The 25,440-nt window shown below is 67.3% G+C and carries 28 protein-coding genes; 12 read left to right on the top strand and 16 right to left on the bottom strand.

What is annotated here, in order from left to right:
• Positions 1-79: 79 nt before the first annotated feature.
• Complete coding sequence (locus tag ACLNGM_RS21510) at positions 80-2,749, top strand: GNAT family N-acetyltransferase (protein WP_416356501.1); 2,670 nt, start codon at positions 80-82, stop codon at positions 2,747-2,749.
• A 10-nt stretch (positions 2,750-2,759) separates the two neighbouring features.
• On the opposite strand, the gene ACLNGM_RS21505 is transcribed toward ACLNGM_RS21510, so the two are convergent.
• Positions 2,760-2,954, bottom strand: coding sequence for a hypothetical protein (locus ACLNGM_RS21505; RefSeq protein ID WP_055892390.1), 195 nt, complete (start codon positions 2,952-2,954; stop codon positions 2,760-2,762).
• Between the two features lie 219 nt (positions 2,955-3,173).
• Here ACLNGM_RS21505 and ACLNGM_RS21500 point away from each other — a divergent pair, with 219 nt between their 5' ends.
• A complete protein-coding gene (locus tag ACLNGM_RS21500) occupies positions 3,174-4,289 on the top strand; it encodes a matrixin family metalloprotease (RefSeq protein ID WP_416356500.1) in 1,116 nt (371 codons plus the stop codon).
• Between the two features lie 28 nt (positions 4,290-4,317).
• Here the strand turns inward: ACLNGM_RS21500 and ACLNGM_RS21495 are convergent, their stop codons facing one another.
• The 8 genes from ACLNGM_RS21495 to ACLNGM_RS21460 form a co-directional block, all read right to left on the bottom strand.
• A complete protein-coding gene (locus ACLNGM_RS21495; protein WP_090965573.1) occupies positions 4,318-5,373 on the bottom strand; it encodes an HlyD family secretion protein in 1,056 nt (351 codons plus the stop codon).
• 34 nt (positions 5,374-5,407) lie between these two features.
• A complete protein-coding gene (locus ACLNGM_RS21490; RefSeq protein ID WP_175526909.1) occupies positions 5,408-7,003 on the bottom strand; it encodes an MFS transporter in 1,596 nt (531 codons plus the stop codon).
• Positions 7,004-7,116: 113 nt separating this feature from the next.
• The gene (locus ACLNGM_RS21485; protein ID WP_416356499.1) at positions 7,117-7,581 is read right to left on the bottom strand and encodes a MarR family winged helix-turn-helix transcriptional regulator; all 465 of its coding nucleotides are present in this window, start codon (positions 7,579-7,581) and stop codon (positions 7,117-7,119) included.
• Positions 7,582-7,648: 67 nt separating this feature from the next.
• On the bottom strand, positions 7,649-7,972 hold the full coding sequence (locus ACLNGM_RS21480; protein WP_416356498.1) for an HNH endonuclease: 324 nt from the start codon (positions 7,970-7,972) through the stop codon (positions 7,649-7,651).
• 110 nt (positions 7,973-8,082) lie between these two features.
• A complete protein-coding gene (locus tag ACLNGM_RS21475) occupies positions 8,083-8,862 on the bottom strand; it encodes a DUF1796 family putative cysteine peptidase (RefSeq protein ID WP_090965581.1) in 780 nt (259 codons plus the stop codon).
• A 203-nt stretch (positions 8,863-9,065) separates the two neighbouring features.
• Positions 9,066-9,479: a curlin gene (locus ACLNGM_RS21470; protein ID WP_416356497.1), complete on the bottom strand. Its 414-nt coding sequence runs from the start codon at positions 9,477-9,479 to the stop codon at positions 9,066-9,068.
• Between the two features lie 64 nt (positions 9,480-9,543).
• Positions 9,544-9,933, bottom strand: a complete 390-nt coding sequence (gene csgH, locus ACLNGM_RS21465; RefSeq protein WP_416356496.1) for a curli-like amyloid fiber formation chaperone CsgH — start codon at positions 9,931-9,933, stop codon at positions 9,544-9,546.
• A gap of 49 nt (positions 9,934-9,982) precedes the next feature.
• The gene (locus ACLNGM_RS21460; RefSeq protein ID WP_294642095.1) at positions 9,983-10,417 is read right to left on the bottom strand and encodes a curlin; all 435 of its coding nucleotides are present in this window, start codon (positions 10,415-10,417) and stop codon (positions 9,983-9,985) included.
• A 296-nt stretch (positions 10,418-10,713) separates the two neighbouring features.
• On the opposite strand from ACLNGM_RS21460, the gene ACLNGM_RS21455 reads away from it, so the two are divergent.
• Both ACLNGM_RS21455 and ACLNGM_RS21450 read left to right on the top strand, forming a co-directional pair.
• Positions 10,714-11,007: a hypothetical protein gene (locus ACLNGM_RS21455; RefSeq protein ID WP_090965587.1), complete on the top strand. Its 294-nt coding sequence runs from the start codon at positions 10,714-10,716 to the stop codon at positions 11,005-11,007.
• Positions 11,008-11,391: 384 nt separating this feature from the next.
• Positions 11,392-11,796 carry a host attachment family protein gene (locus tag ACLNGM_RS21450; RefSeq protein ID WP_090965589.1) on the top strand — a complete coding sequence of 135 codons (405 nt, stop codon included), beginning with the start codon at positions 11,392-11,394 and terminating at the stop codon, positions 11,794-11,796.
• 68 nt (positions 11,797-11,864) lie between these two features.
• Here ACLNGM_RS21450 and ACLNGM_RS21445 read toward each other — a convergent pair whose 3' ends face one another.
• On the bottom strand, positions 11,865-12,071 hold the full coding sequence (locus tag ACLNGM_RS21445; RefSeq protein WP_416356495.1) for a hypothetical protein: 207 nt from the start codon (positions 12,069-12,071) through the stop codon (positions 11,865-11,867).
• Positions 12,072-12,340: 269 nt separating this feature from the next.
• Between ACLNGM_RS21445 and ACLNGM_RS21440 the strand changes: the two genes are divergently transcribed.
• From ACLNGM_RS21440 to ACLNGM_RS21425, 4 genes are all read left to right on the top strand, one after another.
• On the top strand, positions 12,341-14,392 hold the full coding sequence (locus ACLNGM_RS21440; protein ID WP_416356494.1) for a PAS domain-containing protein: 2,052 nt from the start codon (positions 12,341-12,343) through the stop codon (positions 14,390-14,392).
• Between the two features lie 85 nt (positions 14,393-14,477).
• A complete protein-coding gene (locus ACLNGM_RS21435; protein ID WP_416356493.1) occupies positions 14,478-15,143 on the top strand; it encodes a helix-turn-helix transcriptional regulator in 666 nt (221 codons plus the stop codon).
• A gap of 82 nt (positions 15,144-15,225) precedes the next feature.
• A complete protein-coding gene (locus ACLNGM_RS21430) occupies positions 15,226-15,474 on the top strand; it encodes a hypothetical protein (protein WP_139224697.1) in 249 nt (82 codons plus the stop codon).
• Between the two features lie 210 nt (positions 15,475-15,684).
• The gene (locus ACLNGM_RS21425) at positions 15,685-15,828 is read left to right on the top strand and encodes a hypothetical protein (RefSeq protein ID WP_175526908.1); all 144 of its coding nucleotides are present in this window, start codon (positions 15,685-15,687) and stop codon (positions 15,826-15,828) included.
• Positions 15,829-15,898: 70 nt separating this feature from the next.
• On the opposite strand, the gene ACLNGM_RS21420 is transcribed toward ACLNGM_RS21425, so the two are convergent.
• Positions 15,899-16,336: a pyridoxamine 5'-phosphate oxidase family protein gene (locus ACLNGM_RS21420; protein ID WP_416356492.1), complete on the bottom strand. Its 438-nt coding sequence runs from the start codon at positions 16,334-16,336 to the stop codon at positions 15,899-15,901.
• 133 nt (positions 16,337-16,469) lie between these two features.
• Between ACLNGM_RS21420 and ACLNGM_RS21415 the strand changes: the two genes are divergently transcribed.
• Positions 16,470-17,441 (top strand): DUF808 domain-containing protein, encoded by a 972-nt coding sequence (locus ACLNGM_RS21415; protein ID WP_416356491.1) that lies wholly within the window; start codon positions 16,470-16,472, stop codon positions 17,439-17,441.
• A gap of 21 nt (positions 17,442-17,462) precedes the next feature.
• Here the strand turns inward: ACLNGM_RS21415 and ACLNGM_RS21410 are convergent, their stop codons facing one another.
• Positions 17,463-17,861 carry a DUF1761 domain-containing protein gene (locus ACLNGM_RS21410; protein WP_090965602.1) on the bottom strand — a complete coding sequence of 133 codons (399 nt, stop codon included), beginning with the start codon at positions 17,859-17,861 and terminating at the stop codon, positions 17,463-17,465.
• A 939-nt stretch (positions 17,862-18,800) separates the two neighbouring features.
• Here ACLNGM_RS21410 and ACLNGM_RS21405 point away from each other — a divergent pair.
• Together ACLNGM_RS21405 and ACLNGM_RS21400 are read left to right on the top strand one after the other, a co-directional pair.
• Positions 18,801-19,523 carry a hypothetical protein gene (locus ACLNGM_RS21405; protein WP_416356490.1) on the top strand — a complete coding sequence of 241 codons (723 nt, stop codon included), beginning with the start codon at positions 18,801-18,803 and terminating at the stop codon, positions 19,521-19,523.
• Positions 19,520-20,995 carry an oligosaccharide flippase family protein gene (locus ACLNGM_RS21400; RefSeq protein ID WP_416356489.1) on the top strand — a complete coding sequence of 492 codons (1,476 nt, stop codon included), beginning with the start codon at positions 19,520-19,522 and terminating at the stop codon, positions 20,993-20,995. Before ACLNGM_RS21405 ends, ACLNGM_RS21400 begins: the two co-directional genes overlap by 4 nt.
• Before the next feature lie 145 nt (positions 20,996-21,140).
• On the opposite strand, the gene ACLNGM_RS21395 is transcribed toward ACLNGM_RS21400, so the two are convergent.
• The 3 genes from ACLNGM_RS21395 to rfbC form a co-directional block, all read right to left on the bottom strand.
• Positions 21,141-21,449, bottom strand: coding sequence for a hypothetical protein (locus ACLNGM_RS21395; protein WP_416356488.1), 309 nt, complete (start codon positions 21,447-21,449; stop codon positions 21,141-21,143).
• Between the two features lie 97 nt (positions 21,450-21,546).
• The gene (gene rfbB, locus ACLNGM_RS21390) at positions 21,547-22,608 is read right to left on the bottom strand and encodes a dTDP-glucose 4,6-dehydratase (RefSeq protein ID WP_090966019.1); all 1,062 of its coding nucleotides are present in this window, start codon (positions 22,606-22,608) and stop codon (positions 21,547-21,549) included.
• Positions 22,605-23,180, bottom strand: a complete 576-nt coding sequence (gene rfbC / locus ACLNGM_RS21385) for a dTDP-4-dehydrorhamnose 3,5-epimerase (protein ID WP_416355162.1) — start codon at positions 23,178-23,180, stop codon at positions 22,605-22,607. The genes rfbB and rfbC overlap by 4 nt, the downstream gene beginning before the upstream one ends.
• A gap of 165 nt (positions 23,181-23,345) precedes the next feature.
• Here rfbC and rfbA point away from each other — a divergent pair, with 165 nt between their 5' ends.
• Positions 23,346-24,221: a glucose-1-phosphate thymidylyltransferase RfbA gene (gene rfbA, locus ACLNGM_RS21380; RefSeq protein WP_416355161.1), complete on the top strand. Its 876-nt coding sequence runs from the start codon at positions 23,346-23,348 to the stop codon at positions 24,219-24,221.
• A 213-nt stretch (positions 24,222-24,434) separates the two neighbouring features.
• On the opposite strand, the gene ACLNGM_RS21375 is transcribed toward rfbA, so the two are convergent.
• Positions 24,435-25,223, bottom strand: a complete 789-nt coding sequence (locus ACLNGM_RS21375) for a hypothetical protein (RefSeq protein WP_090966472.1) — start codon at positions 25,221-25,223, stop codon at positions 24,435-24,437.
• Between the last annotated feature and the right edge of the window lie 217 nt (positions 25,224-25,440).

Here is a 25,440-nt window from a genome sequence, read left to right as displayed (position 1 = left end):
GATCCCGTGCTTTCTCAGGTTCGCGACAGTCGCCCACCCCGGCCTTGCCCGCGATCGGTTCCCGCGCCAAGGATGGGCGATGTCGATCCGAAACCTCGATGCCCTGTTCGAGCCTCGCTCCATCGCCCTGATCGGGGCCAGCAACCGCGCCGGTTCGGTCGGCGCGGTTCTCGCGCGCAACCTGTTCGGATCGGGGTTCAACGGGCCGGTGATGCCGGTCAATCCGCGCGAGACCTCGATCCGGTCCGTGGTCTGCTATCCCTCGCTCGATGCCCTGCCGATGGTGCCCGACCTCGCCCTGATCGCGACGCCGGCCGCGGGTGTCCCGGCGCTCGTCTCCGACCTCGGGCAGCGGGGCTGCCGGGCCGCCGTGGTGATCTCGTCCGGTTTCGACGCCGACGGGCGGCGCGCGCTTCTCGAGGCCGCTCGGCCCCACCTCCTGCGCGTCGTCGGGCCGAACTGCCTCGGCGTCCTGTCGCCGCCGTCCTCCCTGAACGCGAGCTTCGCCCACCTGACGCCCCGCAAGGGGGATCTCGCTTTCGTCAGCCAGTCGGCCGCCATGGCGACCACGGTGCTCGACTGGGCCGACGTGCGCGAGATCGGCTTCTCGCACGTGGTCGCGACGGGCGACATGAGCGACGTCGATATAGGCGACCTTCTCGACCATCTGGCGCTGGACGCGCGGGCGCGGGCGATCCTCCTCTACTTCGAGACCATCACCGACGCGCGAAAGTTCATGACCGCCGCCCGCATCGCGGCGCGCACGAAGCCGGTGGTCGTGATCAAGGCGGGCCGCAATGCCGGGCTGCAGGCGGAGCTGCGGCCGGAGATCGGCGGCGGGCGGGGCGCCGACGACGTCTACGACGCCGCCTTCCGGCGCGCCGGCATGTTGCGGGTCGAGACGCTGCGCGAACTCTTCGAAGCCGTCGCGACGCTCGCCACGGGTCTGCGGCCGAGCGGCGACCGGCTGGCGATCCTCACCAACAGCGACGCCGCCGGCACCCTCGCGCTCGACGCGCTCAGCGCCTTCGGCGGGCGGCTCGCACGGTTCTCCGACGGGGTGTGGGAGCGGCTGCGACCCGTCCTGCCCGGCTCGCCCTCGCCGCTCGGGCTCGTCAAGCTCGCGCCCGACGCCTCGGCGAGCGCCTATTCCGACGCGCTGGCGGCGATCCTCGAGGCGGGCGACCAGGACGCGGTCCTCGTGATGAACTGCCCGCAGGCGATCGCCGACGGCACGCAGGCCGCTCATGCGACGGTCGAGGGCGCGCGCAAGGCCCGCCGCACGCCGGTCCTCACCTGCTGGCTCGGCGAGCGCGCGGCGCGCACGGCGCGGCGCGTGTTCGCCGCCAGCAACGTGCCGACCTACCAGACGCCGGACGAGACCGTGCGCGCCTTCATGCAGCTCGTCACCTACCGGCGCAACCAAGATCTCCTGATGCAGACGCCCGCCGTCGTCGCCCCGTTCGGCGTCGATCGGGAAACGGTCGACCGGCTCGTCGGCGGGGCGCTCGCCGAGGGACGCACGGCGCTCAGCGAGCCCGAATCGAAGGCGCTTCTTGCGGCCTACGGCATCGCCTCGGTGCCGACCGAGATCGCCGCCGACCCGGCCGAGGCCGCAGGGCTCGCCGGACGGATCGGCTTTCCCGTGGCGCTCAAGATCCTGTCGCCCGACATCGACCACAAGAGCGACGTCGGGGGCGTGCGCCTCCAGCTCGACGATGCCGCCATGGTGCGCGAGGCGGCCGCGCACATGATCCGCACGGTGGCGGAACGCCAGCCGGGCGCCCGTATCGAGGGCTTCACGGTCCAGGCAATGATCCGGCGCGCCAACGCGATCGAACTGAGGCTCGGAATATCCACCGATCCGGTGTTCGGCCCGATCGTCCGCTTCGGGCAGGGCGGTACGGCCTCCGACATTCTCGACGACCGGGCCGTCGGCCTGCCGCCGCTGAACGCGGTGCTCGCCCGCGACATGATCGACCGGACCAAGGTGTCGCGTCTTCTCATGGGCTACAGCGACCGCCCACCCGCCGATCTCGAGGCGGTGGTGGCGACGCTCGTCACCCTCTCGCGGATGGCGGCCGACCTCGAGGCGGTTGCCGAACTCGACATCAATCCGCTTCTGGCCGACAGCGACGGCGTCCTGGCGCTCGATGCGCGCATCGTCCTGCGCGGCGAAGCGGGGGCGGGCGAAGCCCGTTTTGCGATCCTGCCCTACCCGGAGGATCTCGAGACCGAGGTCGCCTCGCGCAAGGCGCGCTTCCGGCTCCGGCCGATCCGGCCGGAGGACGAGCCAGCCCTGGTGCGTATGGTCGAGGCGAGCGATCCGGAGGACGTGCGCCTGCGCTTCTTCGCGCCGATGCGCCGCATCGGCCACGCCTTCGCCGCGCGCCTCACCCAGATCGACTATTCGCGCGAGATGGCGCTCGTCGCCGAGGACGCCTCGGCCGCGGAGCCGGGGACGATCCTCGGCGTCGTGCGCCTCATCGCCGATCCTGACGGCGATCGCGCCGAGTTCGGCATCATGGTCCGCTCCGACCAGAAGGGCCGGGGGCTCGGCCGCATCCTGATGGACGCCATCCTCGGCTATGCGCGCGGGCAGGGCATGCGAATGGTCTACGGCGAGGTGCTCGCCGAGAACGCCGCTATGCTGGCGATGGCGCGCCGCATCGGCTTCCGCCAGCGGGTCCATGCCGAGGATCCGGGGCTGCGGATCCTCGAATACGACCTCGCCGTGAACAGTTCCTGAGGCTTCCGCCTCAGCGCGCGGGCTTGAGACCCCGGCGCACGAAGCCGGCCGAGACGTCCGCCTGGAAGCGGTGCTCGAGCTCGTGCTGACGGCGGGCGAGGTTGCGGATGGCGGCGAGGAGATCGCCCCCGGCCTGGGCCACGGCCTCGTCCACGGCGGCGTCGAGTTCGTCGTGGCGTACGGCGGCGTTGATCATGATGCGCATTCCCGATTCCCGATCGTGGAAGGATGCCGCTCGGACCGCAGGGGGGAAACCGGCTTCGACCCCCTTTCCACCGATTCGTCGCCGCCGTTCACATTTATGGCATCACAAGGATCGGGCACGATTTCATGGAGTCATATGGAAGTCGTCTGATACAGAGCATCCCAGAAACGTCCCCCACCTTCCGTTGGGGAAGGTTGCCGAAGCAACGAGGATCCGACGATGGCCGCCACTCCCTTGACCGGAACGAAATGGGGTGACTCCGGCGTGGCGGGAACGCCGGCCGGCACCGTGACCTGGAGTTTCGACGTCACCGGGTCGCGATACTACGCCTATGACGACATCATCGCGTCCGAGGCCTATCGCAGCCTTGTGCGTCTGGCGTTCGATGCCTGGGAGAAGGTTGCCTCGATCGACTTCGTCGAGGTCGGAAGCGGCCCTGCGGACATTCAGGTCGGGTTGGACGCTATCGACGGGCGCGGCGGCACTATTGGTCAGGCCGTCTGGTATTACCAAGGGTCGGTGACTACCCACGCTGAGATCGCCGTCGACAGTGCGGAGACCTGGAGCCCGTTCGTTCCCGGCGGATCCAATTTCTATGGCATGATGGTGCACGAGATCGGCCACACGATCGGGCTGGAGCACTCCGACGATCCGGCCTCGATCATGTATCCGATCGCCAGCGCCTACATGTCGTTCTCCAACGCGGATCTGGCTGCGATCCAGGCGCTGTACGGGCCCGCCCCGGAAGTGGGTCGCCTCGTCTACGGGACCTCGGCTTCCGATCTTCTCATGGGCGCGTCGGGCAACGACACGGTCTACGGTTACGAGGGCGCGGACAATCTCTTCGGCTATGCCGGCAATGATCTGATCTCTGGCAACCAGGGCAACGATCAGATCTTCGGCGGGCAGGGCAACGACGTCGTCTATGGCGGCCGCGACCAGGACACCGTCGCGGGGAACCTCGGCAACGATACGGTCTACGGCGATCTCGGCAACGACACCGTCTATGGCGGACAAGGCGACGATCTCGTCTATGGCGGCCGGGGCGACGACCTCGTCTCGGGCGACCTCGGCAACGACACGCTGGTCGGTGGCTTCGGAAACGACTGGCTCGCGGGCCGGGCCGGCGCGGACGTCTTCAGTTTCGAAGCCGGACAGGGCGACGACGTGATCGTCGACTTCAATGCGGCGGAAGGCGACCGGCTGGTCCTGTCCGGCCAAACCTACACGACAGCGCAGGTCAACGGCTCGGAGGTGCTCACCCTGTCGGGCGGGGGCACGATCACGCTCCTCGGCGTCGGCACCGCTCCCCTGGACGTCGCCGCGCTCGCCTGAGCGCCGCGCGCGAGCCTTTGCGCTTTCGTCAGTTCGGGCTCGGCACCGCGGCCTCGGCCGCCGTGTCGAGCCGCACCACCACCGACATGCCCGGCACGAGGTTCTCCGCCGCCGGCTGGCCGGGGTCGATGGCGATGCGCACCGGCAGGCGCTGCGCCACCTTGGTGAAGTTGCCGGTCGCGTTGTCGGGACGGAGCACGGCAAATTCCGAGCCGGTGGCCGGCGCGAAGCGCTCGACGCGGCCGGACAGGCGCGTGCCCTGAAGCGCGTCCACCGTGAAGTGGACGGGCTGTCCTACAGTCATGCCCGGCAACTGCGTTTCCTTGAAGTTCGCGACCACCCAGACCGCCGCGGGCACGAGGCTCGTCAGCTGGGTACCCGCCTGCACGAACTGGCCGAGCTTGACGCCGACCTCGCCGAGGCGGCCGGCCTTGGGCGCGAGGATGCGAGTGTTGGCGAGGTCGATCTCGGCCAGCCGCACGGCGGCTTCCGCCCCCTCCACGGCGGCTTCCAGCGACTGGCGCGCCACGATCACGGTCTGCAGGTCCTGCCGCGACACTTCGAGCGAAGCCTTGCTCTGGTCGAGCGCGGCCGCGGCCTGGTCGCGCGTGCGCGTCGCCACGTCGAGGTCGCTGCCGGGCACGTAGCCCTGGTTCGCCAGCGGCGCGATGCGGGCGAAGTTGGCGGTCGCCGTGTCGAAAGCGGATTGCGCGCTCGCGACCGCCGCCTCGCTTGCCGCGACCTTGGCCTCAGCCGACCGCCGGCCCTGCTGCGAATTGGCGAGCTGCGCCTTCTGGCCCGCCAGCGTCGCGCGCGCCTGCGCCACCCTTTGCGAGAAGATGCGGTCGTCGATCCGCGCGATGAGCTGCCCCTCGGTCACGCTCTCGTAATCCTGCACCGCGACTTCCACGATGGTGCCGGCGAGCTGCGGTGCGATCACTGTCACCTGGCCCCGGACATATGCATCGTCGGTCGTCTCGATGCTGGTGGCGAAGGGCGGCAGGCGCCAGGCGTAGAGGACCAGCGCGACGCCAGCGAGGCCGACCGTGATGGCGAAGAGGGTGGACAGGGAGCGGAGTTTCATCGATCGGGCTTCGGAAGAACGGGAAACGGTCGGATCAGGCGGTCTGCGCGTCGGCCGGGCCGGCGCGCCAGCGCTTGAGGTGGATGACGGCAAGATGCACGAGAAGGACGGCGAGCCCCACCGAGGCGAGGATCGAGACGGCCAGGAAGGCGTCGTTGTAGGCGAGGATATTGGCCTGCCGCGTCGCCTGCGTGCCGAGCGTCGCCAGTCCCTCGGCCTGCCGGAGGGCGGCGTCCGGCAGGACGCGGGCATAGGCCGCGCCGGTCTGCGTGATGCGCGCGGCGACGATCGGGTCGGACAGGACGATGTTCTCCGCGAGCTGGCTCGAATGGAACTTCTCGCGGATCGTCACGAAGGTGCGAAAGAGGGCCGAACCAATGGCGCCGCCGAGCGACTGCGTCGTCAGGAAGACGATCAGGAAGGACAGGATGTAGTTCATCCCGCGCTTCATCGCCGAGCCGAAGCCGACGGCGAGCGCCGGCGGCAGGAAGAGGACGCCTGCCGCCGAGATCAGCCCCTGGCTGAGATACATCTGTTCCGGACCCGTCAGGACGGTCGCGCGGGAGTCGAGATACGAGCCGACGATCAGGCAGGACAGCGCCGCTATATGGATGTAGGGCGCCCGGCCGGGACGCACGATCACGGTGCACAGGAGGCCGGCCGCGATCGCCGCGCCGATCATCACGAGATAGAGCACCGTCATCTGCTCGTTCTTGAGGCCGAGCACCTGGAAGAAGCCGGTGGCCCCGCTCGCCTGCTCCGACAGGAGAAGGCGGAAGAGGAGGAGCGTGCCGGCGAAATGCAGGATCTCCTTCGAGGTGATCCAGCGGATGTCGATCAAGGGATTCGAGCGGTTGAGCTCGACCACGACGGCGACCGTCAGGCTGGCGAGACCGAGCGCCAGCAGGCCGCCGATCCAGGGGGCCTCGAACCACCAGTAGAATGGGCCGACCGTCGCGACCACGGCGAGCGAGCCGAGGCCGACGGCGATGAAGAGGTAGTTCACCACGTCCATCGGCTCGATCACCGGCGTCTTCGGCGGCGAGTTGAGCGGCAGGAGACGGATGAAGGCGAAGCTGACGAGGGCTAGCGCGGTCTCGAGCAGGAACAGCCCGTTCCAGCCGCCGAGATCGAGAAGCGTCGGCGAGACGACCCGCGCGAGCGGGGCGGCGATCGAAAGGTTGGTCATGGCCAGGCTGACGCCGATCGTCATCTTCCGCTCCGGGGGGAAGGACTCCAGCATATAGAGGAAGGCGAGCGAGGACATCGGCGAGGCGGCGACGCCCGCAAAGAAGCGCACGACGATCGCCGACTGGATGTCGTCCACGACGAGATGCAGCGAGGCGACCGCGACGAAGGCGACGATCGCATAGGTCGCGAAGATGCGCAGGCCGAACTGCGCGCGCATCTTGGTGAGCAGTAGCGTCAGGCTGACATTGGGTGCGAGATAGGCCGCCGAGAGCCACACGGTCTCGTTGAGCGAGGCGCCGAGTGGCCCCTGGATCTGGTAGAGGTTGGCCGTCACGAGGTTGAGGCCGAGCCCTTGCGTCATCGCGATCAGGGTCGAGGCGAGGATGTAGAGGGCCGCGAGCCAGGCTGGCTTGGGCACGAAGGGCGCGGGCGCCGGCATCGGCTGGCCGCGGCGGCGCGGAGCGACGGCCGCCGCCGATCCATCCGGCATGATGTCGGCGGGTGCAGGGCCGCCGACCTGCGCGGTCGCCCGCAGGGCGCTGGCGTCGTCGCTCATGCTCCATCCCCTTCCGCTGGCGCGTCCAGAACCGAGGCGATGTTGCGCAGGACCTTCAGCGCGGTTGCCACGTCGGCCGCCTCGCAGGTCGACAGGATCGTGTCGCGCAGGCGCGCCGAGATCGCGGCCACGACCTCCGCCTGCCTCGAGCCGTGTTCCGTCAGCTCGACGTGCTTGGCGCGCCGGTCGCCCGGTACGGCGCGGCGCACGATCAGTCCCAGCGCCTCCATGCCGTCGAGCAGGCGAACCACGGTCGGTCCCTCAAGTTCGAGATCGGCCGCAAGTTCCGTCTGGCGCAGCGGCTGGCGCTCGGCGAGGACGGCAAGGACCCGCGCGCGCGGATAGGTCAACCCGTGCCGCACGACCTCGGCATTGAAGCGCGTGCGCAGCTTGCGCCCGTTCTTCACGAGGGTTTCGGCGAAGTCCGCCTTCAGATCGGGGTCGATCGACGTCATCGACATAATATAGATAGCACCCTACCAATAAGCAAGAGATCGTTTCCCGTCTCTGCCGTGCCGGTATCTGGTGTCAGGCGCGCGCCTTGCGCGTCGGCGCATGGAAGTCAGGCGGTTTGTTGCCGATCCATTTCAGGAAGCGGGCAAGGTCTGGGTTGGACACGAGCGGGATGCCGCCTTCGGCGTGCCGCTCGAGATCGGTGTTCGTAAAATAGGCGTGGAGCGTCCGGTGGCAGATCGGATGGACCGGCACGGTCTCGCGCCCGCCACGGCTTTTCGGGACCGGATGATGCCATTCGACCCGGGCGCCGAGCGGCCGGCCGCAGAGCCAGCAGGCCTGCGGAGCCAAGTCCGCCGGTGGCTCGACAACCTCCTCGTCCCGCCGTTTCCTCGCCACCGTCGATCCATCCTCGCCGTTCTTCCGTGCGAGATGCGGCGGTGGACGAGCCCTTCAATGGGGCGAGCGGACGCAGGCCGCGATTGGCAGCGCCGGTTCGCCGAGCCGTTCTAGCGCAATCCGGTCCAGCGACGGAGACGGGCTAGCGCCTTTGCGACGGCGGAACTTTTCGCCTTGCCTGGAATGGATGCCGTGACGCTGGGCGCTGGTTCGGTGGCCGCACCTCGATCGACATCTTCGAGCGCCGCTCGACACAGCCGCAGCCAGACCTCGCCGGAATAGTCATTTGCCCGGTCTCCCGGCGCAAAACGGTCAATGAACCCGCGCAGAAGGCCGGCTTCGATCCTGCGGACGGTTCCCACGTCATCCGGACGCTCAGCAAGCGTCACCACAAGAAGGGTGTTGCTGCCAAAGGACCGCAAGGTTCTGCCGAGCGTGACGATCTCCTCTTCCGTCACGGCATCCTGCAGCCGGGGCTTGTAGACGAAGATGCGCTCGCCCGTGCGAAGTCCCTGCCTCAGCTTGCCGACGAAGTGCTGGAGTTTGGCGTTTTGGTCATTCCAGAGCTTTCGACGTTCGGGCTCGGGTGTCGAAAACCTTGCGTTCATCCGGCTCAGCGGCTTCGTGGGATCGGCGGCTTCCGCCTGCATCTTGGAATGCCAGGCGATCCAGTAGGAGCGATCGAACACCATACTGGCGTTGAACGGCACCACGTTCTCATAGGCGAACATCGCTTCGAAGTCGTTCCGCAGGAGGCGGGTCAGCCCGTCGATGCCGATCACCTCCGCCCATTTGAACAGGGAGGTCTCGTGGTTTCCATGATCCTGCAGAAAGAAGCCGAACTCGCAGTTGGCGCCGAGGCTCTCGAAACGATGCGCGTCGAAGGACAAGGTATGACTTTCGTTTGACCTCTCGACGCTAACTGCGTTCTCGGGTCGAAAGAAGACCCGCACCGTGCATTCGGACAGAAAGTTGTGCGCAAACCTTCAGGTTGTGGTGTGTATTCGCGCATAGCCCCGCCGTCGTCCGCCTCGAATGGACGCTAGACTGCCGACAACTCTTCGCCCCGGGACGCCACCGAAGCGAACAGCCATCACCAGCCGTAGCTGAAGGTCGCGCCGCTGCCGCCGTTGCCGCGCTGGACGATGTGGTCGTCGGTGCCCCGTCCGAACTGGAAGAGGCCGTAGGCATTGCGGTTGCCGTCCTGCTCCAAGGTGCCGGAATGGCCAGTACCGCGCTGCTCGACGAGGCCGAGATTGCCGCGCCCGCGCTGCACGAGGCCGGCGACGTTGTCGCGGCCGGTCTGGCGGATCGAGCCGTCGCGCACGTCGTTGTAGATCGAATAGAGGCGAAGCCCCGTTGCGAGTGCCCCGCCGGCCTCGCGGCCGGACGGCGCATAGGTCCAGGACACGCGGCCGCCGGCTTCGGCCGGCGAGGCGAGGGGCCCGACCGCAGCAAGCCCGAGCGCAAGGGCGATGGCGATGATGGGCAGTTTAGGGCGGGTCATGGCGACCTCCGGTGGCCCGCCTGTCGCGGGCAGATAGCAGGGTTGGACGGGACGTGCGCGGGCATCAGATCCCGTCGCCGATGCGTTGCGAGCAGGACAGCGTCTCGCCCCCGACATCGAGATCGAGATCGGCGCGTGCGCTGCCGCCGGAGAGGCTGAGCGAGACGGTGCCGAGCGTCGTCGTTCGGCCGGGTGCGGCCTCGAACGGACCGCCTTGCCGGATGTCGGTGCCGGCTCCCGACACCCGGAGGCTGTATCGACCGGCCACGCGCTTGTCGGCATGGGCGAGCGCGGTGAGCGTCACCGATCCGCCGGTGCGATCGAGCCGGATCTCGCAGCGCGCGGGCCCGGCTTCGCGCGGGGCCGCCGTGGTCAGCCCCGCCGCCGCCAAGGAGGCGACGGCGGCCAGCAGGAGCGCGCCGGCGCGGCGCGTGGCGGATGGGATCGACGGCATGGCGTAGCTCCTGTTCGGCGGCGGGTTCGTGACGGGGCGTGGATGGCGGTCAGTCGCAGGCCTGGACGAAGGCCGCGACGTTGCCGCTGCCCCCTTGGGCGACGTTCGCCTCGCAGCCGCGACCGACCTGCACACCGGCCGCAATGTTGCCGTTGCCGTCCTGCGTCAGGATCGAGGTGTGGTGCGAGCCGAACTGGCCGATGCCGGCCGCGTTGCCGTTGCCGCGCTGGTAGGTGGCGGCGTCGTTGTAGCGCCCGTCCTGACCGATGGCCGCAAGGTTGCGGTCGCCGCGCTGGTGGGCGCCGATGCGGTTGGAGACGCCGTCCTGCTGGACGCGGATGCGGTTGCGAAAGCCCGTCTGCGCACCGCCGGCCGCGTTCGACCAGCCGTACTGGTCGATGCGCACGTCGTTGGCGTGGGCGGGGGCGACCGCGGCGAGGCCGGCAAGGGCGAGAAGCGCGGCGGCGAGGGACTGGCGGACCATGGGAACGTCTCCGGTAGGAGCCCAGGGGGCTCGGGGTATCGACGCCCCCTTTGTGCGCCCCGCCGCCGGAACCCACTCTGAAGGGCGCATTCATCACGCCTTCAGGGAGCCATCCGAGAGCGTCTCGCATCGGCGCTTGCGGTGGCGCACTCGTTCCTATTTTGTTCCAATTGTGGGAATCGATTCCGGAGGCGATGGAATGCCGGCGACGTGCGGACGCTCGTGGAATGGTGCGGGGGACGAGGAACCAGTCGGGGCGGAGGACGGTCCGCACGCCCGGCCGGAGCGGGCGCGCCATGGGCCGGCCGGCTGACGCCGTGGTCCAGCCGATCCGCAGCTTCGACGAAGGGTGCCGGCGGCGCCTCGGGATCGTGATCGAATGCCGGTCCTGCGGGAAGCGCGTCACCTATCGCGCCCAGGACTTCGTCGGCTACATCGCGCCGTCCGCCGAGATCGAGACCCTGCGATGGCGCTGTGCCTGGTGCCGGACGCCTGCCGAGAGCGCCAGATATGTCATGATCGAGAAGATGGACCGGCAGGACCTGGCGCAATGGAAGCCGCCGCCCTGGATGAAGCGGGGGGCGGGGTGAGGGGAGGCGGCATGACGAATGCAGGGCGCGACGGGATCGCGGTCGTCAGCATCACCCGGCTGATCCTCTCAGGCGCGGTGATGCTCGCCCTTCACGTCTTCGGCGTCTAAAAGTGGTGGGAGCTGCAGCGGACGGGGGGCGGTCGACTTTGGAGATGGCCTCGAGCGCTAGCCGCAGGATGGGTTTTCCATCGTGGTCATGATGTCGATCACGACGTCGCAGTTCAGGTACGTTCCACTGCTCTGGTGGCAGATCCGTCGCGGCCGCACGGTGATCCGGGGATAAGGGCTTTCGTGCCGTCGACGCCGGGAGCCTTCCCCGACGTTCGAGCGTTGCGATCCTCCAAAGGCAGCGGATCGTCCGCTGCGACGAACGGAGACAGTGATGCAGATTCCCAAGGGCGCGACGGTCGCGGTGGTCGACGGACAGAAGCTCAGCCTGTTCGAGAACGGCGGGGACGCGGCGTCGCCCAAGCTGAACGCCCTGCCGATGGGTGACATCAACACCGACAACAAGAGCGGCGGCAGCGGCCACACGAGCAGCGCGGCCAATCCCGACGACGATACGCAGGACGAGGACGGCTTCGTGGCGGGCGTCGTCGACGTCCTCAACAAGCGGGCGATCGCCGGCAAGATTTCCGACATCATTATCGTCGCCGCGCCGCGCGCGCTCGGCGAGATGCGCAAGCACTACCACGTGAAGCTGAAGGAGGCCCTTGTCGGCGAACTGTCGAAGGACCTGACGGGCCAGACCTCGGCCGACATCGAGAAGGCGATCGCGTCGGCCTGATCGCTGGCGTTTGTTCGGATACGCATCGGGGCCGGGCTTGCGCACCGGCTCCGATGTCCGCTCGGGGATCAGATGCTGCCGGGCATGCCGGGAACCGAGGGTCCCGGCCGCGTCGGATCGGGCTCGCCCGCGGGATTGGGGCTGACGGGCTTCGTCGGCAGGTCGTTGCCGAAACCGGGGCTCACATCCGGGCGCCCGACGACGTCGCGGTCTCCCTGACCGGGCAGGTTGGGCGCCGGCAGATCCTGACCGGGCTGATTGATCGTGTTCGACATGGTCGGCTCCTTGAATGGCTCCCGAGAAGGACGATCGCAGCGACCGTTGGTTCCGGTCATGAAGTCCGCGGCCATCGCGGCCGAGGACGCGTGCGGCAGCGACCGGTGTTTCCTTCCTTGGCCGGCTCGAGACAGGCCAAAGCCATGCTGTTCGCCGCGTACGAGTTCGGCTAAGCCTTCGGGCAGTGCCGTTCGTTCCGACCGGCTCGATCGGCAGGGCGGCGCGATGGCGTGCGGCGCCGTCACCTTCATGGACCAACGACTTGAGCATGTCCGATGCATTCCTGGCCGGCGGCGGCGCCGCCTCGCGCATGATCCTCGAGCGCGACTGGTCCGACCATCCGCTCGGGCCGATCGCGGGCTGGCCGAGCGAGTTGCGCGCCGCGCTGAGCCTCATCCTCAATTCGCCGGAATCCATGATCCTCGCCTGGGGGCCAGATCTCAGCTTCTTCTTCAACGAGACCTATTTCCCGCTCCTCGGACCGCGACTGCCCTGGGCGATGGGCGAGCGTTTCGACAAGGTGTGGGCGGACGCCTGGGCGCAGGCGAAGCCGATCATCGACGCGGCCTTCGAGGGGCGCAGCCAGCGCTTCGTCGACCTGCCCTGGACCCTCGACACCGACCGCGGCGTGCGCGACACGTGGTGGTCGTTCTCCTATTCGCGCGTCCTCGATGCGCGGGGCGAGGTCGCCGGACTTTTCATCTTCACCAACGAGACGACGGCGCGTGTGCTTGCCGACCAAGCGCTCCTCGAAAGCCAGAGCCAGTTGCGGACGGCCAACGAGACGCTGGAGCGGCTCGTCGAGGCGCGGACCACCGAGCGCGACCTGATGTGGACCGCCTCGCCGGACCTGATGGTGGTGATCGACGCCAAGGGCGTCTTCCACCGCGCGAACCCGGCCTGGACGCAGCTTCTCGGCTACGAGCCGGACGAGCTCGTCGGCCGCCACGTCAACGAGTTCGTGCTGGCCGGCGACCATCAGGAGACGGTCGACGCCTATCTGCTGGCGGCGAAGGGCGGCACGCCGCGGATCGTCAACCGCTACCGTCACAAGGACGGATCGGTCCGCTCGATCGCCTGGGTGGCGATCCCGAACGGCGACGTGACCTACGCCTTCGGGCGGGACGTGACCGAGGAGAGGGAGCGCGCGGAGGCGCTTCGCCTCGCCGAGGAGGCGCTGCGGCAGAGCCAGAAGATGGAAGCCGTCGGTCAGCTGACCGGTGGTCTCGCGCACGACTTCAACAATCTCCTGGCCGGGATTTCCGGCTCGCTCGACATGATCCAGACGCGCATCCGCGAGGGCCGCGTCGGCGAGCTCGACCGCTATGTCGTCGGGGCGCAAGGGGCGGCGCGCCGTGCGGCCGCCCTGACGCACCGCCTCCTCGCCTTCTCGCGGCGCCAGACGCTGGAGCCCAAGCCCACCAACGTGAACCGGCTCGTCGCGGGCATGGAGGATCTCGTTCGCCGGACCGTTGGTCCCCAGATCGCGGTGGAGACGCGGCCTGAGCCCCAGCTCTGGCCAGCGCTCGTCGATCCCAACCAGCTCGAGAACGCGCTCCTCAACCTGTGCATCAACGCGCGCGACGCGATGCCCGACGGCGGGCGCATCCAGATCGAGACCGCCAACCATCGTCTCGACGAACAGGCGGCGCTCGAGACCGACCTTTCGCGCGGCGACTATCTCGCACTGTGCGTGACCGATACGGGCACCGGCATGACGGCCGACGTCGTCGAGCGCGCCTTCGACCCGTTCTTCACCACCAAGCCGATCGGCGTCGGAACCGGGCTCGGCCTGTCGATGATCTACGGCTTCACCCGCCAGTCCGGCGGGCAGGTCCGCATCCGCTCCGATGTGGGCGTCGGAACCGCCGTCTGCATCTATCTCCCGCGCCATGACGAGGAGGAGGCGATCGAGGCGGTCGCCCCGATCACCCTGCACCGTGGCGACAATGCCGGCCGGACCGTCCTCGTCGTCGACGACGAGCCGCTGGTGCGCATGCTGGTGGTCGACGCCGTGGAGGACCTCGGGTTTTCCGCCATCGAAGCCGAGGACGGGGTCGAGGCGCTGGAGGCGCTTCGCTCGGGCGCTTCGATCGACCTTCTCGTCACCGATGTCGGCCTGCCGAATGGCATGAACGGGCGTCAGGTCGCCGACGCCGCACGGGAATTGCGCCCCGGTCTCAAGGTGCTGTTCGTCACCGGGTATGCCGAGAACGCCGTTCTCAACGATGGCCATCTCGATCCCGGCATGCAGGTCGTCACCAAGCCCTTCGACATGACTGGCCTGTCGAACCGCATCCAGGGCATGGTCGGCGATTGAAGCGTTTTCTTATCAAGCCACGAGGTGACGGCGCCCCAGCCGCTAAACTCTAGCGTGCATCATCGTGCTCGGATAAAGTGCCGGGGTGCGAAAGAACCTGATCCCGCTCCTTCTGCAAGAGCACGCCGCCGGGCAACTTGATTCTCTGGCGAACATCCAGCGGATCGGATCGAAACTCGCCCTCGAGGAGAGCGCGCACCACAACTTGTGGATCACCGACACGTCGCCGGCCGATCCCCTCGATTTTCGCTCGCTCGGCTCGATCGAGACGATGAACGTGCGTGGAAGTCTGGAGCGCCTGCGGGATTATCCCGACCAGCCCTTCATCGCGCGGGATGTGATCCGTCCGATGCTGGATGTGATGGCGAGCCGCACGCCGACCGTGTTCCACCTCAAGGCGACGATCCAGGATCATGTCGCCGTCTACGACAAGCTGATCATCCAGGTCGGCTCCCTCAACGTCACCCTCGTTCAAGCCTATCTGGTGCTTCGCGTGTTCACGGAAGAACAACTCGCCCCTCGTGAGGAACAGCTTCTCGATCTCCTGGCGTCCGGCTACTCCGCCAAGGAAATCGGCCTTCTGACCAAGGTCTCGTTCCGCACGATCGAGACGCAGATCGCGCAGCTTCGCGAGAAGATCGGCGCGCGCAACACGGCGCACGCGGCCGCCATCGGTACGGCGAGGCGCCTGACGCGGACGGACGGCGGGCGCCTGGGCCGGGCGGCCGGCGGCGGGCGAGGCGGCACGTAGAAATACGCAAAGGCCGGATCGGGCTTTTCAAACACCCGCGTTCCGGTCGAAGAACGTCGGTGGACAACGCGAAGGACGATCCATGCGACATCGGCGCAGCTGCCGCTACATGAGCCCCGACCTGACCAGCATCCAGTCGCTTCGGCTGGCGGAACCCGGGACCATGCCGCGCACCGTCGCTCGCCCGCGGGTCCAGAGCGGGGATGCGGCTGTCGACGTCTGCGAACTCGCTCTCGAAATCCTGAGGATCAGCGTGATCCACGAGTTCCCCGACGTTCGGAATTCGGCCGAGCTCATTCTGCATTCCATGCTCGGGCAGGTCCGGCACTAGCGGTCATCCGCGCCCGTGATCGACCCCGCCGGCGTGCGGGCGATCGGCTGACACCGCGTGTGCTCGATCCCGGCGTCCCCCTGTCCCGCGGACGTCCAGCCGTTCTTGGGAACCAGCGGACGGCGAAGACCTTTGAGGGGCTACGGACCCGCAAGGCATGAAGCGCTCATTTCCGGGCCTTTGCAGCGTCGGGACATGACGGAGACGACCATGAAAGCCTTCACCATCACCGCGCTGCTGATTTCGGCCCTCGCCGTGGCAGGCTGCCAGTCAGCCAGCCCCGGGCGCGTGGCGCCGACCGGCAAGAACTCGACCCCGTCCGGCGGCATCGTGCCGGCGCAGACGCCCGAGTAACTCTCGGGATCGACCATCCGGCGGCGCCCTCGGCGCGCCGGATGGTTCCGGCAACGCCCCGGCATCGTGTTTAGCGCATGGGTACCTCGCCTTCGTCCTGGCCGTTCCAGAAGTGGATGCGCGTCGCGTGGACCTTGATCAGCACGAGGTTCGGCGTATCGACCCCATCCTTGAACCAGTATTCCAGATCCTTGGTCCAGTGTGCCTCGAAAGCGGCCTTATCGCGGATCAGTTCGGCGCGACCCTCCACCGAGATGAAGAGCGGTGGCTTGCCGAGGAGCCCCTTCTTGCCCTGGAAGCCGAGGCCGACCTTCGGGTCGCGCTCGATATCGGACACCGTCCGGGCTTCCTCGTAGGTGAAGAAATACGAGTCGCCCTCATAGGCCACGTCGCCGTTGTTGGACATCGGACGCGCTGCAATGTCGCCGCTCTCGGTGCGGGTCGACAGCATGCAGAAGTCGATGTCGGCCATTGCGTCGGAAATGTCCTTGAGCGTCATGTCGGCCATCTTGGTCTCCCCTGTTGAGACGAGGGCAACGCACGACCGGCCACCTGGCTCCGCCGATCGGGTTCTCGACGGCTTCCTTGCGCGCGGTCCGGCCCCATATGCCCGCCGGACACGACAACCGGAGCGAGCGCACGTGAGCGTCGGCCTTCTTGCCCTTCTCGATGACGTCGTTGCCCTGACGAAGGTCGCGGCCGCGTCCCTCGACGACGTCGCCGCCCTGACCGCCAAGGCCGGCACCAAGGCGGCCGGCGTGGTGATCGACGATGCGGCGGTCACACCGCGATATGTCGTCGGCTTCAAGCCCGACCGCGAGCTTCCGATCGTCTGGCGCATCGCGCGCGGGTCCCTGTTCAACAAGCTGGTGATCCTCTTGCCGATCGCCCTCCTGCTGCAGGCCTTCGCCCCGTGGGCGATCACGCCGCTTCTCTTCGTCGGCGGCCTCTATCTCGCCTATGAGGGCGCCGAAAAGATCTACGAGATGGTCGTGCCGCATGAGGCGCACGCCCACGAGGCGTCGTCGACTGCCACCGCCGTCGACCCCGTGACGCTCGAGAACGAGCGCGTCGCCGGCGCCATCCGGACAGACTTCATCCTGTCCGCCGAGATCATGGCGATCACCCTCTCGAGCCTCGAAGCGACGACGTTCTGGATGCAGGCGGTGATCATGGCGCTGGTCGCCGTCTGCATCACGGCAGCGGTCTATGGGGCCGTGGCGCTGATCGTGAAGGCGGACGATGCCGGACTGGCACTCGCCCGGCGCGGAACCGGCCTGCTCGCGGCAATGGGGCGCGGTCTCGTGCGCGGCATGCCGGGGTTTCTCAAGGCGCTGGCGGTCGTGGGAACGGCTGCGATGGTCTGGGTCGGCGGCGGGATCATCGTCCACAGCCTCGCGACCTTCGGCTTCGCAGCCCCGGAGCATCTCGTCCACGACGCCGCGGTCGCGGTCGGCAACGCCGTCCCTGCGGCGGCCGGCGCGATGCAGTGGATCGTCACCGCCGTCGGGTCGGGGATCGTCGGTCTCGTCTTCGGCTTCGCGCTGATCCCGATCGTCGGAAAGGTCGTCGCGCCGCTCTGGTCCGCGGTCAGAAACCGGCGCGCTTCCTAGCCAGGCGCCTGACGGTCGCTGTCAGGTCGGCGGCGGCGTGAGGCCGATCGCTTGGAGGACGACGGCCTGCAGCACCATGACGGCGAGCCAGTGCCCGCCTTCGGCCGCGATCGTTCGTCCCGGCACGGCGCGCCGCCCGAAGCTGACGACCAGCGCGGGGAGCACGAAGCCGACCCAGATCACGATCGGCGTGCCGATCGCCATCACCCAGGTTCCGGCCTCCGGCGGTGCGAGAATCAGCGCGCCCGCCAGGATGCAGGCCAGCCAGAACTCGGCCACGAAGGCGACGGCAAGGAAGCGTCCGGATGGCCTCCCGCTGGCCGCCGAACCATCGGTCGCCTTCCACCAGACGAGGCCCAACAGCAACCCGGCGACGGCAGCGGCGAGGATGGGGAAGAGGTTCTGCAGGATATAGACCATCGGGCGCTCCCTTAATGCGTGGAAACTGCGTTGGGAAGCCAAGCGATCCCTCGGTGCGATCGGCACGATCTTGCACATGGTCGGTTGCCGGAGACTCGGCAGCCCAAGCTGGATCCTGAATGGCCGGCTTTGAACCCTGTCCGGACCGAGAGCACCCGTTGGCCCGGCGGAGGTGCGCTCGATGTGGAGCGTCAGGAAGGCCTCGATCCTTTGGGGAAGCCTCGACCGAAGGAAACAACTGGTGCGCAGACGCTTGTCCGCCGCGTAGCCGACCGGGTCTTGAAATTCATTCAGCAGCGACATCCGTCCGCAAAGGCGGAGAAGTCATACGAGCCCCTCCTTGAAGGCTGGAAATGGTCGCCACATTATCGAGCCGACAGTGCGGCGCGGATCCTTTCTTCAGGCGGCGGCCTTGCCGCGCACCGACGATCCGAATGGGACGCCCCGCTCATTTGCAAATTTTCATTTATAGGATATCTCCTGCGGCGATCGGAAAGAGGTCGACGGGACAATGCGTGTGTCAACCTCGTTTCGCACCGCCGGGCGCTGTGATCGTTTTGGCGGCGACCGATTGTTCGCGGGAGCTTCGGATGCCGATGCCCGACGCATCTATCTCGGCGCGGATCGGCTATCCATGCGGTAAGAAGGAGCTAGGCGATGCTGTCCGGCATGGACCACCTCTTCCATCCTGCAGCCAAAGCCGCCGGGCGAAATCTCGAGGGGGCGGATTCTGGGTGGACCCAGGTCGAACCGCAGCGAGACGTGAAGCGGTCACTCTGCTATCTCGCAATCGTTCTTGGTACGCCTGTCGACCAATAAAAATTCCGTCTGTTCACTGATAGGTTCAAAGTGAAGCTGATCTGCCTCGTGTACTCGCCCGCCAGAATGAAGGCTACGGCTAGAATACTCAGCGGCATCAGGCAAAGATTTTCTGAAAGATTGACCGGTATTGTCGTTGTCAGCAACAACGGCGCCCTGTCGGAAGACGACGTGAGGCGGTTCGTTCCCGGCGACTTCAGTTTCGTTGCGCACGATAATTCCGGAATGGAGTTCGGGGGGTATCAGGCTGGCCTGGATCGCGTTGCAGCCCATGGCCCCGACGACGTGCTCATCATGAACGACACCCTCGGTTCCCATGACCACTGGGGTCGAAACAAGTTGAGATGCTTCGCCCGGGTCGTCGCCAACCATCGCCAGAACGGCGTCGTGGCTGGTCATGTTCAATGCGGCGAGCAGAGCATCGTCCTGAAGGATCGACATGCCTCGCATTGGATCCGCTCCAATCTCTTCTTTATCGATCGCGTTGCGCTCGAGGCCGTCGACGGCAGACTGTACTATCCGGAAATCGACGAGCTGGTCAGCGACGATCCGGGGTCAGGGACGTTCTTCGACCCATCGCTGGATCCGGTCGCCGTGGCTTTCCTCGAATGGTGGCTATTCTCGGGTGATCCGGATGCGTGGTACGGTTCGCGTCCGCTGACCGATGAGAACTGGCGGTTCATGGCACTGAAGGCGCGGTCCATCCTGCAGGAGCGCTACGTGTCGATGCTATTGGCCGATGCGAAAGTGTCGTTCCTCCACACCTATGTTTCGCCCATCGGCCAGATCGCCGACCAGATGGAAGAAGGTTTGGGTAAAGTCCGTTCCAGGATCGTCAGATGAACATGTTCCGGCGGCCGCTGCGTATGTTCCTCAAACGGGGAATGTCGACCAACTTCCTCATCACCCTGCTGACCTCGGGTCTGCCGCTCATCACCACGCTGGTGACGGTTCCGATCTACATCAGTGCGATCGGCACCGAGCGGTACGGCGTCATCGCGCTTCTCCTGCTTCTCTTCGGTTATCTCGGCCTTCTCGATCTCGGGTTGTCGCGGGCGACGACGTTCCGGCTGTCGCAACTGCAGTCGGCCGATCGCGCCGACTATCTCGCGGTCTATCGCACGTCCATCGCGCTCAACCTGGCTCTGGGCATGGTGCTGGGCTCGCTCTTCTATTTCGGTGCCGAGGTGTTTCTCCGCTACCGCGACACCGGGCAATGGTTCGTGTCGGAAATGGCGGATGCCATCGTGCCCATCGCCATTCTTTTTCCCTTCACGCTCGCCTCGAACGCCTGCATCGGTCGGCTGGAGGCTGAGCAAAGGTTCGCGACCTTGGCGGCGATAGGTCTTCCCGGCGCCGTGCTGGTCCAAGTCGCCCCGATCATCTTCGTGCACCTGTTCGGCGTCAGCATCGCGACCGCGGTCTACGGCATCGTCGCCGCCCGGTCGATCAACGTCGCGGCCTTCCTGATCGTCCACGTCGTGCATGACTGGCACGTGGAATCCAGGCGCCGCTTCTCCCGCCAGGAGGCCGGCAATCTTCTGCGATACGGGGCCTGGGTGTCCGTCTCCAACATCGCCAGCCCCCTGTTGGTCAGCGCCGATCAGTTTGTCTTGGGATATGTTGCGGGGCCGAAGAGCGTCGCCTTCTACAATCTCGGCTTCAACCTCGCGAGCAAGCTGCTCCTTCTCCCGGGTGCGCTCGCCAAGGTGACCTTTCCCCGCATGGTTGCCGCATCGCCGGAGAATCTCGACCAGCTGGCGAACATGTCCGTGCGCGCGACGGCCTGGATGCTGTTTCCGCTGGTGTCGGTCGCTATCGCAGGGGCCTCTCCCTTCTTTACGCACTGGATTTCGGCCGAGTTCGCCGTGGAAGCCTCGGCGACGGCGCAACTCCTCCTGGCCGGCGTCTGGATCAATTCCTCTGCCTATGTCGCGGTCAACATCCTTATGGCTCGAGGGCAGACGAGCTGGATCGCCAAGCTCCATTTCGCCGAACTCGTGCCGTTCATCGCGGTGCTCTGGCTCTGCGTCTCCGTCATCGGGGTCGAGGGAGCCGCTATCGCATGGAGCCTGCGGGTGACGATCGATGCGATCCTGATGTTCTACCTTGCAGGGATGGCGAAGTCCGTGGCGAAGACCCTCGCCCTGCCGTTCTGCCTGATCTGGCTTCAGGTGCTCTACCATCTGACCGTCGATGTCTCGGCATGGGTCGACGTTGGTTTTGTGCTCGCGGCGCTGGTCGTCTCGGGACTTGGCGCCTTCAGCACCTTTCAGAGCGTCAAGGCCTCCCCGGTGCTCGCAGCGACCGGGTAGGGCGCATCCCCAGGACCCGGAGGATGCCGGTGCGGACCCGTCAATACGCCTCGGCGTTCGATGGCGCGGATGGCGCGTCGGGGGGGGGGAGGCCACCGGCGCGGCCGTGCATCGATCGGAACACCGCGTGCACCCATCGCCTCGGTTAGACTGCGGTGCGAGACGGCGCTGAGAGGCCGATCGGCGTCCAGTTCATCCGGATCCGAGCGGCAGCTTGGAGAGCGAAGCCGCGGTCGGCCTCTGGTAGCTTCGCGACCTCCGGATCGATGCCTTGCGCCTTTGCCGCCGAAGCGGCTCGCGCATTGCCTTGGCCCCGCTCGACAGGGGCGAAATCCACGCTCTGCCCCCGTGACGCCTGCACCACCTTGGCCAGCCGCTCGATCTCGCCGCGATCCTCGACGTTTATCGGCGTGACAAGAAGGGCCAGACGGTGGCCGCGCGTGTCGATCGCCAAGTGCAGCCTGGAGCCCGTCTTGCGCTAAGTCCCGTCACAGGCTGCCGCACCCGTCATTGCCGGCCTCGCGGCGACGGCCTGTGGGGTGAGGTGGCGATCAAGCCTTGGCCGTCCCGAGGCGCTGGCCGGCGTATCGCTTCTGGCGGATCGGGCGCCACCAGTCGGGATGGTCGAGATACCAGCGGATGGTCTTCTCGAGGCCGGTCTCGAAGGTTTCCTCGGCGCGCCAGCCGAGTTCGTTCTCGATCCGGCTGGCGTCGATCGCATAGCGAAGGTCGTGTCCCGGACGGTCGGTGACGAAGTCGATCAATTCGCGCCGCGGCTCGCCATTGGGGAGTGGCGACAGGCGGTCGAGCGTGTCGCAGATCGTCTCGACGACGGCAAGGTTGGAGCGCTCGTTGCGCCCGCCGATGTTGTAGGACCGGCCGGGCTCGCCCCGGGTGACGACGAGCGCCAGGGCGCGGGCGTGGTCGTCGACATAGAGCCAGTCGCGCACGTTCTCGCCCCGGCCGTAGACCGGCAGGCGCTGGCCCTCCAGCCCGTTCAGGATGACGAGCGGGATCAGCTTCTCGGGGAAGTGGTAGGGACCGTAGTTGTTCGAGCAGTTCGAGAGCACCACGGGCATGTGGTAGGTGTGGAACCAGGCCATCGCCAGGTGGTCGGACGCCGCCTTCGAGGCCGAGTAGGGCGAGGACGGCGCGTAGGGCGTGTCCTCGGTGAAGAGGCTGTCGTCGAGCGGCAGGTCGCCGTAGACCTCGTCGGTCGAGACGTGGTGAAAGCGGAAGGCTTCCCGCCGGTCGGCCGGCAGCTGCATCCAGTAGGCGCGCGCGGCTTCCAGAAGCTCGTAGGTGCCGACGATGTTGGTCTGGATGAAGTCGCCCGGCCCGTCGATCGAGCGGTCGACATGGCTTTCGGCCGCCAGATGCATGATCGCGTCGACCTGCTCCTCAGCAAGGAGATCGGCGACGAAGGCGCGGTCGCCGATGTCACCCTTCACGAAGCGGTAGCGCCGGTCGTTCTCGATCTCGGCTAGCGACGACAGGCTCGCGGCGTAGGTCAGCTTGTCGAGGTTGACGACGCTGTGGTCGGTGTCGCGGATCAGGTGGCGGCAGACCGCCGAGCCGATGAAGCCGGCGCCGCCGGTGACGAGGATCTTCATTTTGCGTTCTCCCCGAAGCGGAAGGGCGTCCTGATGTCGGCAAGGCGCGGTGCGGCCTCGTCCTTGGCGGAGAGGACCGGGTGCCGGCCCCTGAGCGGCCAGCTGATCGCGATGTCCGGGTCGTCGAAGCGGATCGAGCGGTCGTGCGCGCCGCTGTAGGGCGCCGACACCTTGTAGAAGACCTCGGTGTCGGGCTCGAGCGTCAGGAAGCCGTGGGCAAAGCCCGCTGGGACCAGGATCTGGTTGAAGGCGTCCGCCGACAGCTCCAGCGCGACCCATCGGGCAAAGGTCGGCGACCCCTCGCGAATGTCGACCGCGACGTCGAGGATGCGCCCGCGCAGCACGCGCACGAGCTTGTCCTGCGCGAACGGCGGCTCCTGGTAGTGCAGGCCGCGCAGCGTGAAGGCCTCGGCCGAGTAGGACTGGTTGTCCTGCATCCAGTCGATCTCGATGCCGTTCTCGCCGAGCCGCGCCCGGTTGAAGGTCTCGGAGAAGAAGCCCCGGTCGTCGCCGAACCGGCGCGGCACGATCTCCAGGATCTCCGGAATGTCCAGCTTTCGGACGTCGAGCATGGGCCACCCTTGCGGCATCGATGAGATGGCCACGCTTTTGCGTCATCGCCGGGCCGCCCGCAAGGGAGGCCGGCCCGCCGCCAAGAACGATCTGGCAAGTTCCGCCCTTGCGCGATAGAGAACGGCACGACCTGGGGCGTGGCGTATCGAGGAAGGCGGAGAGCGATGAAGGGTATCATCCTGGCAGGGGGCAGCGGCACGCGGCTGCACCCGATGACGCTGACGGCCTCCAAGCAGCTCCTGCCCGTCTACGACAAGCCGATGATCTACTATCCGCTGTCGACGCTCCTGCTGGCGGGCATCCGCGACATCCTGATCATCTCGACGCCGCACGACCTGCCGCGCTTCGAGGCGCTGCTGGGTTCGGGCGAGCGCTGGGGCGTGCGCTTCACCTATGCCGAGCAGCCGAGCCCGGACGGCCTGGCGCAGGCCTATCTCATCGGCGAAGAGTTCGTCGGCGGCGAGCCGTCGGCCCTGGTTCTCGGCGACAACCTCTTCTACGGCCACGGCCTGCCCGAACTCCTGCGCGCGGCGGCGGGCAAGAGCCAGGGCGCCAGCGTCTTCGCCTACCACGTCAACGATCCCGAGCGTTACGGCGTCGTCGCCTTCGACAAGGCGGGCCGCGCCACCACGATCGAGGAGAAGCCCCAGAACCCCGCCTCGAACTGGGCCGTCACCGGCCTCTATTTCTACGACGGGCGGGCGTCGGAGCTGGCGCGCGGCCTCAGGCCCTCGCCGCGCGGCGAGCTCGAGATCACCGACCTCAACCGGCTCTATCTCGAAGAGGGCTCGCTCAGCGTCCAGTGCATGGGGCGGGGCTTTGCCTGGCTCGACACCGGCACACCGGACTCGCTTCTGGAGGCGGCCGAGTTCGTGCGCACGCTGGAGCACCGCCAGGGCTTCAAGATCGCCTGCCCCGAGGAGATCGCCTTCAACCTCGGCTTCATCGACGCCGACCAGCTGGAGCGCCTCGGCCGGGAACTCGGCAAGAGCACCTACGGCATCTACCTCCAGAAGATCGCCCGGCAGTCCCGCGACTGACCGACACCACCCGGCTTGTGCGCCGGCACGCCCGCAAGGTATCAGGACCGGCCGCAAGACAGGGCCGGGTATTGCTTGAGAACGCGCGCGCGGGCTGGCCCCTCTCGCTTGGATGAACCGTAGAGCGGCGCAACGGCCGCCGAGCGCCACCCCAACCGCTTGGGGCTGAACCGACGGGAATGAACCCGAATCCGGTCCCTGCGCCACGACAGGTCATGCCGCTCTTGCGGCCTCCGCCACTTCGCCGGCCGTGGTCGGAAGCCCGTAGAGCGCTTCCACGTCCGGGTCGATTTCGCCAGCGATCCACTGCGCATCCTCCGGGGAGAGCGCGTCGTAGCGAGTCGGCTCGAAGACCCGGTTGCCGTTGCCCTTGTAGGACCAGACCGGATTGAAGTCCGGCGAGGTCGGCAGGCCGGTCGCGGCGGCAAGCACCTCGACGACGCGCCGCGCGTCGCTCTGCAGAAGGTCGTGCGAGAGAAGGGCGAGGTTCGGCGCCCGCGAATGCAACTCCGCCCAATGGCGCAGTTTGGCGGTCCGCTTGGCGATCGGGCTGGAAAAGCGCAGGCCGGTTGCGGGATCGCGCTCGTGCATCATCTCCTGCCCACGAAGCGGATGGCGTTCCGTGATGCCCCAGAACTCGTCGTCCCAGTAGGAATGCCAGGGCGAGCGCACGAAGTCCGAGAAGGCGAGCGACTTCATGTCGGGATGCGCGTGCCATGGCTGCCGGTGCAGGCTGCGGACCCAATCAAAGGCGTTGCGGGCGATGACCAGCACCAGGACATCGTCCCTGAACAGGACCTGATCCGGCACGAACCAGTGCTTGAACCCGTAGGCTTCGGTTCGCGCCTCGATGCCGAAGTTCGCCTCGATCGTCCGGACGATCGCGTGCGTTCCGGAGCAGCGCTGGCCGAAGATCTGGATGTGGCGGATCGCACCTGCCGTGCGTTTGAGGAGCCGCAGGCCCGGCGCCGGTTGCATCCAGTCCGGCGAGACGATCGACATAGCTCTTCCCCTTGGATGCGGGACGTCGCCAGACGAACCCCGACCGCCCCGGTAGCAGACGCCGCGCGCCTTCGCGCCTGCCACCGTGCGTCCAGCGGCATTCGGCCTCAGGGGCGACGCGAAGCCCGGCTTGTGAACGGTAAGCGCCGAACGATCCACGCCTTGCGTTGGGCGAGGCGGTGCGGCGCCGGTCGTCAGCCGGCTGATGAAAGAACGA

It is taken from the genome of Aureimonas phyllosphaerae (assembly GCF_047943035.1).
Taxonomy (GTDB): Bacteria; Pseudomonadota; Alphaproteobacteria; order Rhizobiales; family Rhizobiaceae; genus Aureimonas; species Aureimonas phyllosphaerae.
This window is presented reverse-complemented; position numbering and strand designations above follow the sequence as displayed.

Bases quoted from the DNA above. Each gene is read 5' to 3' on its own strand.
- ACLNGM_RS21445 (WP_416356495.1), bottom strand. From the start codon at position 12,071: ATGTCGAACACGATCAATCAGCCCGGTCAGGATCTGCCGGCGCCCAAC.
- ACLNGM_RS21425 (WP_175526908.1), top strand. From the start codon at position 15,685: ATGAAAGCCTTCACCATCACCGCGCTGCTGATTTCGGCCCTCGCCGTG.
- ACLNGM_RS21430 (WP_139224697.1), top strand. From the start codon at position 15,226: ATGCGACATCGGCGCAGCTGCCGCTACATGAGCCCCGACCTGACCAGC.
- ACLNGM_RS21510 (WP_416356501.1), top strand. From the start codon at position 80: ATGTCGATCCGAAACCTCGATGCCCTGTTCGAGCCTCGCTCCATCGCC.
- ACLNGM_RS21485 (WP_416356499.1), bottom strand. From the start codon at position 7,581: ATGTCGATGACGTCGATCGACCCCGATCTGAAGGCGGACTTCGCCGAA.
- csgH (WP_416356496.1), bottom strand. From the start codon at position 9,933: ATGCCGTCGATCCCATCCGCCACGCGCCGCGCCGGCGCGCTCCTGCTG.
- ACLNGM_RS21400 (WP_416356489.1), top strand. From the start codon at position 19,520: ATGAACATGTTCCGGCGGCCGCTGCGTATGTTCCTCAAACGGGGAATG.
- ACLNGM_RS21505 (WP_055892390.1), bottom strand. From the start codon at position 2,954: ATGCGCATCATGATCAACGCCGCCGTACGCCACGACGAACTCGACGCC.
- ACLNGM_RS21420 (WP_416356492.1), bottom strand. From the start codon at position 16,336: ATGGCCGACATGACGCTCAAGGACATTTCCGACGCAATGGCCGACATC.
- ACLNGM_RS21490 (WP_175526909.1), bottom strand. From the start codon at position 7,003: ATGCCGGCGCCCGCGCCCTTCGTGCCCAAGCCAGCCTGGCTCGCGGCC.
- ACLNGM_RS21455 (WP_090965587.1), top strand. From the start codon at position 10,714: ATGGGCCGGCCGGCTGACGCCGTGGTCCAGCCGATCCGCAGCTTCGAC.
- ACLNGM_RS21500 (WP_416356500.1), top strand. From the start codon at position 3,174: ATGGCCGCCACTCCCTTGACCGGAACGAAATGGGGTGACTCCGGCGTG.
- ACLNGM_RS21460 (WP_294642095.1), bottom strand. From the start codon at position 10,417: ATGGTCCGCCAGTCCCTCGCCGCCGCGCTTCTCGCCCTTGCCGGCCTC.
- ACLNGM_RS21410 (WP_090965602.1), bottom strand. From the start codon at position 17,861: ATGGTCTATATCCTGCAGAACCTCTTCCCCATCCTCGCCGCTGCCGTC.
- ACLNGM_RS21375 (WP_090966472.1), bottom strand. From the start codon at position 25,223: ATGTCGATCGTCTCGCCGGACTGGATGCAACCGGCGCCGGGCCTGCGG.
- rfbC (WP_416355162.1), bottom strand. From the start codon at position 23,180: ATGCTCGACGTCCGAAAGCTGGACATTCCGGAGATCCTGGAGATCGTG.
- ACLNGM_RS21495 (WP_090965573.1), bottom strand. From the start codon at position 5,373: ATGAAACTCCGCTCCCTGTCCACCCTCTTCGCCATCACGGTCGGCCTC.
- rfbB (WP_090966019.1), bottom strand. From the start codon at position 22,608: ATGAAGATCCTCGTCACCGGCGGCGCCGGCTTCATCGGCTCGGCGGTC.
- rfbA (WP_416355161.1), top strand. From the start codon at position 23,346: ATGAAGGGTATCATCCTGGCAGGGGGCAGCGGCACGCGGCTGCACCCG.
- ACLNGM_RS21450 (WP_090965589.1), top strand. From the start codon at position 11,392: ATGCAGATTCCCAAGGGCGCGACGGTCGCGGTGGTCGACGGACAGAAG.
- ACLNGM_RS21440 (WP_416356494.1), top strand. From the start codon at position 12,341: ATGTCCGATGCATTCCTGGCCGGCGGCGGCGCCGCCTCGCGCATGATC.
- ACLNGM_RS21470 (WP_416356497.1), bottom strand. From the start codon at position 9,479: ATGACCCGCCCTAAACTGCCCATCATCGCCATCGCCCTTGCGCTCGGG.